Consider the following 5,915-nt stretch of genomic DNA (forward strand, 5'->3'; position numbering starts at 1 on the left):
CCCCCCTCGTCGTTCACCCACCCCCGCGGGGGGCCCCCCCCCCCCCCCCCGGTTCCGCTGTTGCGGGCGCCACGCGAGGCCGATCTGGTCCGGTACCGCCGCCCCTATCTGCTCGGCAGGCGGGCCTACCATCGTGGGGCCTACCGACCACTGATCGATCTGTCCGACCCGGCGGCCTACGCGGCGGCGCCGATCGTCGCCAACGGGCGCACCGTGGCGATCCTGCACGTGGACCGGAATCGCGAATCGGTCACCGACGATGACCTTCGTCTGCTGCTGATCGCAACCCGGATCTCCGGGCTGCTGATCGGAATCGAGGAGAACTCGCGACAACTGGAGCAACAGCGGGATCTGCTGGCGGGCATGGTCGCACACATCATCGACGCCGACACCGATCGGCCGGGTCGCGTGTTCCGCAGCGTCCGGGCCGAGCAGCCCGCGCCCGGAACCACGGCCTTCCCCGCGGCGCCCGAGTCATTGACCGCTCGTGAGGAAGAGGTGTTGGGATTGCTGGCGACGGGCGCGGGCAACCGTCAGATCGCAGCTCAGCTCTTCATCTCCGACGGCACGGTGAAGGCCCATATCCGACGGATCTTCCGCAAAATCGGCGTCGAATCCCGCGCTCAGGCCGCCGCGTATCATCGGCGCACCCGCCTCGGCCCGACCTTCCGGACATGAGCGGCTACCACGGTCACATCGCCCGGATCGACGCGGCGGTGGCCGCCGTCACCGAAGCCTCGGACCGCGACACACTGGCCACCGTTCTGTGCTCGGCGGTCGCGGCCGTCACCGGAGCGAGAACTGTCGTACTCAGCGAAGGGACTTTCGAAGCGCGCGAGGACATCGCCCGCTTCGACAGTCCCGGTGCGGCGCTCGGCCTTCACCCCATCCAGGCTGGGCAGACAGTTCATGACGACGTTCGGCGGCGGACCGACCTCGACCCCCGCGCCGACGGTTCCCCGGTGACCGTGTTCGAGATCGAACCTGACGCCGGCCACACCCTTCTGCTCGTCGACGGCACGCTCACCGCTGAGGTACACGAGAACGTGCAGCTGCTGATCGACCTCGCGGTCGTCACCGCCGAGCGGCTCGACAGCCAAGAACGCCTGCGCGACCGGCAACTCCGGCTGCGAACGCTCGGCGAACAGCTACGCCTCCTGGATGCGGGCACGAGCGGCACCACGCCTCCTTCGAGCGAACGCGCCGCCGAGTTCGCCTCCGCAGCCGCACTTCTCACCGATCGAGAGCGCGACATTCTCGAAAGCATGCTGCAGGGCGCTTCCAACGCCGATATCGCCCGCGCGCATACTCTCTCCGTCGAAACCGTGAAGACTCACGTCAAGAATATTCTGCGAAAAATGGGAGCCGCCAACCGTGCCGAGCTCATTGCCCGGTCCGGTTGACGCGCATTCTCAAACAGCAGAATCGACTACCTCCACGTGCACCTCGTCCTGTTCCCCGATGATCAACTGACAGGACAAACGGGAATTCGAACGCGCGCCCTCCAGGTATTCCACGAGTTCGGATTCTTCCGTGGAGGGCGGTTCGAACAGATCAGCCGATCGTTCCGGCAGATACACATGGCAGGTAGCGCACGAACAGCTGCCACCGCATTCGGCGACGATCCCGGGGAGATTATTCCGGACCGAACCGTCCATCACGCTCTGACCTGCGGGAACTTCGACAGTTTCCACAGTCCCGTCGGGCAGGTGGTATACGACTCGCGCCATGATCTCTCCTCGTCCGTACCATGCGGCAGCATTGCCTGCATTCATCGTCGGACAAGGGTTCGGGGCGAATCATCCCCATGAGGACATATTCGGTGGCTCACCGGAGGGAGCCGTGACTCCGAACCATTTCCGGCCCATCCCTCTTCAGGTGCGAAGGTTACCCCGTCAGGGTGATGGCCATCACGTGATGCACGGCACAGAATTGTGTTCGTTCACACCCCGGCGAAAGCACGAGATAGGACTTTCGATGACGACCACGCAATCCCCCACCGAACTGCGAATCCCCGACGATGTGGCGAAGCAGATCGTAATGCCCGAAGGACATCGCGACGACGCGCGTCTGTTCGAGGCCTACCGGTGGCTGCGTGAGAACAATCCGCTCGGCCGCGCCGAGGTGGACGGCTACGACCCGCTCTACCTGGTGAGCAAGCACGCCGACATCATGGAGATCGAACGGCAGCCCGACATCTTCACCAGCGCCGGCGGAGAGAACAAGGGCGCCTACAACCCGATCCTGGCCAATCAAGCCGGCGATGAGTTCACCAAGTCGATCAACAACGGCAGCCTCCGCATCCTCGAGACCCTGACCTACCTCGACCCGCCCGAGCACACGGCGATCAAGGACATCGCCGCCGACTGGTTCCGGCCCAACAACCTCAAGCAGTGGGAGGACACGATCCGGACCCTGGCGCGCGAGTCGGTCGACCGACTGCTCGCTACCGACGGCCGAATCGATTTCGTCAAGGACTTCGCGTTGCAGTACCCGCTGCACGTCATCATGAGCCTGTTCGGCGTGCCCGAATCCGACGAGCCCCGGATGATGACTCTGACGCAGGAGTTCTTCGGCACAGCCGATCCCGATGCCGCCCGCGCCGACGTGGAGCCACTCACCCCGGACGCCGCCGCCAAGCAGTGGGTGGCGACCATCCAGGACTTCTACGCCTACTTCGACGCCCTGCTCATGGACCGACGCGCGAACCCGACCGGCGACCTGGCCTCCATCATCGCCGAGGCCAAGGACGAGTCCGGCGAGTACTTCGCCAAGGAGGTCGCCTACGGCTACTTCATCGCCATCGCGACGGCAGGTCACGACACCACCTCATCCACTCTGGCCGGTGGCATCCACGCGATTTCGCAGACGCCCGGCCTGCTCGAGCGCCTGCAGGGCGATCTGTCGCTGGTGCCGCACCTGGTCAACGAGTCACTGCGCTGGGCCTCACCGGTCAAGCACTTCATGCGCACCGCGCTGCAGCCGTACGAGCTGCGCGGGCGCTCGATCCAGCCGGGCGACCGGTTCATGCTGCTGTACCAGTCCGGCAACCGGGACACCGACGTCTTCGATCGTCCCGACGTGTTCGACATCGACCGTAAGCCCAACAAGCACATCGCCTTCGGCTACGGCCCGCACATGTGCATCGGTCAGCATCTGGCCAAGATCGAGCTGCGCATCATGTTCGAGACGTTGCTGCCGCACCTGAAGGCCGTACGCCTGGCCGGCGATACCAAGTTCATCCAGACCAACTTCGTCGGCGGCCTGAAGAACATGCCGGTCGAACTGGAATTCATCGGGCGATGAGCGAGAACGAAGACCCGATCGTCATCGTCGGGGCCGGGCACGGCGGAGCAACTCTCGCGGCGCTGCTCCGCCAGTCCGGACACACCGGCGGTGTCGTGGTGATCGGCGCCGAACGGCACCATCCCTACCACCGGCCGCCGCTGTCGAAGAAATTCACCGGCCGCGACGCGTCCCAACCGCTGCGTCCCGCAGAGTTCTATCCCGAGAACGACATCGATCTGCGTCGCGGCATCCGGGTGAGCGCCATCGATCGGGCAGCCATGCGACTCCAGCTCTCGGACGGGTCGGCCCTGCCCTATCGGGCCCTCGTCCTCGCCACCGGCTCGACCCCCCGGTCGCTGCCGGTGCCCGGCGCCGATGCCGAGGGGGTACTGGCCCTGCGCACTGTCGAGGACGCGCTCGCGCTCGGTGCCGCACTCGAACGTGGCGATCGGCTGGCGATTGTCGGCGGCGGCTACGTCGGGATGGAGGTCGCGGCCGTCGCCAGGTCGGCCGGGGTCGAGGTGACCGTCATCGAGCGCGAGGAGCGAATCCTGGCCAGGGTCGCCAGCGCGGAGCTGTCCCGGCGGCTCTCCGACGCACACCGCGAGCGTGGCGCCGCGATCATGACGGGCGCGCAGGTGGCCGCTGTACGCAGCGTCGGCGGCCGGGCCTGCGGTATCGAGCTCACCGACGGCAGGATCGTCACAGCAGACACCGTGCTGGTCGGCATCGGCGCCGTTCCCGAGGACCAGCTGGCGCACCACGCGGGACTGGCCTGCGACAACGGCGTACTCGTCGACGAGTGGAGCCGCACCAGCGATCCAGCGGTGTTCGCGATCGGCGACGTGGCGCGCCGTCCGCTCCCAGGAGCCGACGGCCTCGTGCGGCTGGAGTCCATTCCGAACGTGACCGAGCAGGCTCGCCAGGTCACCGCGGCCCTGCTGGGCGCCGAACATCCCGGGCACGAGGTGCCGTGGTTCTGGTCCGATCAGTTCGACCTCAAACTCAAGATCGCGGGTCTGATCGCTCCTGGAGCCCGGGTCGTGGCCCGCGAAGGCAGCAAGCCCGGCACCTTCGCACTGTTCCACCTGACCGGTGAGGACAACGTAGTCGCGGTGGAAACCGCCAACGCCCCCGGCGAATTCATCGCGGGGAAGAAACTCGTCGCCGAGCGGACGAAGGTCGATCCCGGCCTGCTGGCCGATGCGGCGGTGTCGCTTCGTGATGTCACCGCCGCGTCGGCGGCCCGCGTATAGACCTGTCATCGACGACATATCCAGGAGAACCCATGCAAGCACAGGCAGCACTGCTCACCGAGCAGGGCAGCGATTTCACTCTCACGCAGATCGACATCGATGATCCGCGCGCCGGCGAGGTACTCGTCCGGATCGAGGCCGTCGGCATCTGTCACACGGATCTCGCAGCCCGGGACGGGGTCCTGCCCATCGAATATCCCGGTGTCGTCGGGCACGAGGGCGCGGGCACGGTGATCGCTGTCGGTGACGGGGTGACGAAGGTGGCGGCCGGCGACAAAGTCGGGATCACCTTCAACAGCTGCGGCGAATGCGCCACCTGCACCACCGGCCGCCAGTCCTACTGCGAGAACTTCACGGCGTTGAACTATGGCGGCACCCGCCCGGACGGCAGCAAACCGCTCCAGCGCGATGGCAGCCCGATCGGCGGGATGTTCTTCGGGCAGTCCTCCTTCGCCCGTGCCGCACTCGCCAACGAGCGCAACGTGGTCAAGGTGGACGACGACATCCCGTTCGCGCTGCTGGCGCCGCTGGGATGCGGCGTGCAGACCGGAGTGGGCGCGGTGACCCGCTCGTTGCGCGCCGAGCCGGGCTCGGCCATCGTGATCGCCGGCGGCGGCTCGGTGGGCCTGTCCGCGGTGATGGGGGCGGTCCTCCAGGGATGCCGGACCATCGTCATTGTCGAGCCCAATTCCGCACGTCGCGACCTCGCGAGCGAACTGGGTGCCACGCACGCCGTCGACCCCGCGGCCGGAGATCTGACCGAGCAGGTTCGCGCGATCGTTCCCGAGGGGGTGAACTACGTGATCGACACCACCGGAATCCCGGCGGTCATCGACGCGCTGATCGGCGCTACCCGCGTGAAGGGCACCGTCGGCCTGATCGGCGTTCCCTCGGACCCGTCCGGAGCCGTAAATCTCAACATCATCGCCACGCTCACCCTGGGGCTGACTGTCACCGGCATCATCGAGGGCGACAGTACGCCCGACGTTTTCATCCCCGAGCTCGTCGCGCTCTATCGCGCCGGGCGGTTGCCACTGGACAAACTCGTGACCACCTTCGAGTTCGATCGCATCAACGAGGCAGTAGCGGCCCAGCACGACGGCAAAGTCGTCAAGCCCGTGCTGGTATTCGGCGATCACGATTGATCCCTGCCTCCTGAAGATGCCGGCACATGCATTGCGCGGTTCTGCTCGCCCCGGCGAACAGAACCGCGCATTGCCGTGTCCACGCCTCTCGTGCACACCCCCGGAAGAAAAGCTCTACAACCGACCGCATTCACAAGGCCGGGCCCGGCGGGGATTACCCGCCGGCCCGGGCCCAGGAGCCAACGCGCACACCCCCGCACCGTCCCCCGCACCCGCCCTTGGCCCG

The 5,915-nt window shown here is 66.7% G+C and carries 6 protein-coding genes; 5 read left to right on the plus strand and 1 reads right to left on the minus strand.

Annotated features, from left to right (window positions below):
- Both QH283_RS29295 and QH283_RS29300 read left to right on the plus strand, forming a co-directional pair.
- Positions 1–678, plus strand: a 678-nt coding sequence (locus tag QH283_RS29295) for a helix-turn-helix transcriptional regulator (RefSeq protein ID WP_280506158.1), incomplete at its 5' end; no start/stop codon positions are given.
- Positions 675–1,403: a response regulator transcription factor gene (locus QH283_RS29300; RefSeq protein ID WP_086845931.1), complete on the plus strand. Its 729-nt coding sequence runs from the start codon at positions 675–677 to the stop codon at positions 1,401–1,403. The genes QH283_RS29295 and QH283_RS29300, both read left to right, overlap by 4 nt.
- A 9-nt stretch (positions 1,404–1,412) precedes the next feature.
- Here the strand turns inward: QH283_RS29300 and QH283_RS29305 are convergent, their stop codons facing one another.
- Positions 1,413–1,730 (minus strand): 2Fe-2S iron-sulfur cluster-binding protein, encoded by a 318-nt coding sequence (locus QH283_RS29305; protein WP_115410753.1) that lies wholly within the window; start codon positions 1,728–1,730, stop codon positions 1,413–1,415.
- Positions 1,731–1,977: 247 nt separating this feature from the next.
- Between QH283_RS29305 and QH283_RS29310 the strand changes: the two genes are divergently transcribed.
- The 3 genes from QH283_RS29310 to QH283_RS29320 are packed head-to-tail and all read left to right on the plus strand — an operon-like array spanning position 1,978 to position 5,689.
- Positions 1,978–3,306 carry a cytochrome P450 gene (locus QH283_RS29310; RefSeq protein ID WP_040795728.1) on the plus strand — a complete coding sequence of 443 codons (1,329 nt, stop codon included), beginning with the start codon at positions 1,978–1,980 and terminating at the stop codon, positions 3,304–3,306.
- Positions 3,303–4,544 (plus strand): NAD(P)/FAD-dependent oxidoreductase, encoded by a 1,242-nt coding sequence (locus tag QH283_RS29315; RefSeq protein ID WP_086845934.1) that lies wholly within the window; start codon positions 3,303–3,305, stop codon positions 4,542–4,544. Before QH283_RS29310 ends, QH283_RS29315 begins: the two co-directional genes overlap by 4 nt.
- A 32-nt stretch (positions 4,545–4,576) precedes the next feature.
- Positions 4,577–5,689: an NAD(P)-dependent alcohol dehydrogenase gene (locus QH283_RS29320; RefSeq protein WP_086845936.1), complete on the plus strand. Its 1,113-nt coding sequence runs from the start codon at positions 4,577–4,579 to the stop codon at positions 5,687–5,689.
- Positions 5,690–5,915: the final 226 nt, after the last annotated feature.

Origin of the sequence: Nocardia farcinica (assembly GCF_029867845.1) — a bacterium.
Taxonomy (GTDB): Bacteria; Actinomycetota; Actinomycetes; order Mycobacteriales; family Mycobacteriaceae; genus Nocardia; species Nocardia farcinica_A.

Coding starts and splice junctions, on each gene's coding strand:
- QH283_RS29305 (WP_115410753.1), bottom strand. CDS start 1,730: ATGGCGCGAGTCGTATACCACCTGCCCGACGGGACTGTGGAAACTGTC.
- QH283_RS29300 (WP_086845931.1), top strand. CDS start 675: ATGAGCGGCTACCACGGTCACATCGCCCGGATCGACGCGGCGGTGGCC.
- QH283_RS29315 (WP_086845934.1), top strand. CDS start 3,303: ATGAGCGAGAACGAAGACCCGATCGTCATCGTCGGGGCCGGGCACGGC.
- QH283_RS29320 (WP_086845936.1), top strand. CDS start 4,577: ATGCAAGCACAGGCAGCACTGCTCACCGAGCAGGGCAGCGATTTCACT.
- QH283_RS29310 (WP_040795728.1), top strand. CDS start 1,978: ATGACGACCACGCAATCCCCCACCGAACTGCGAATCCCCGACGATGTG.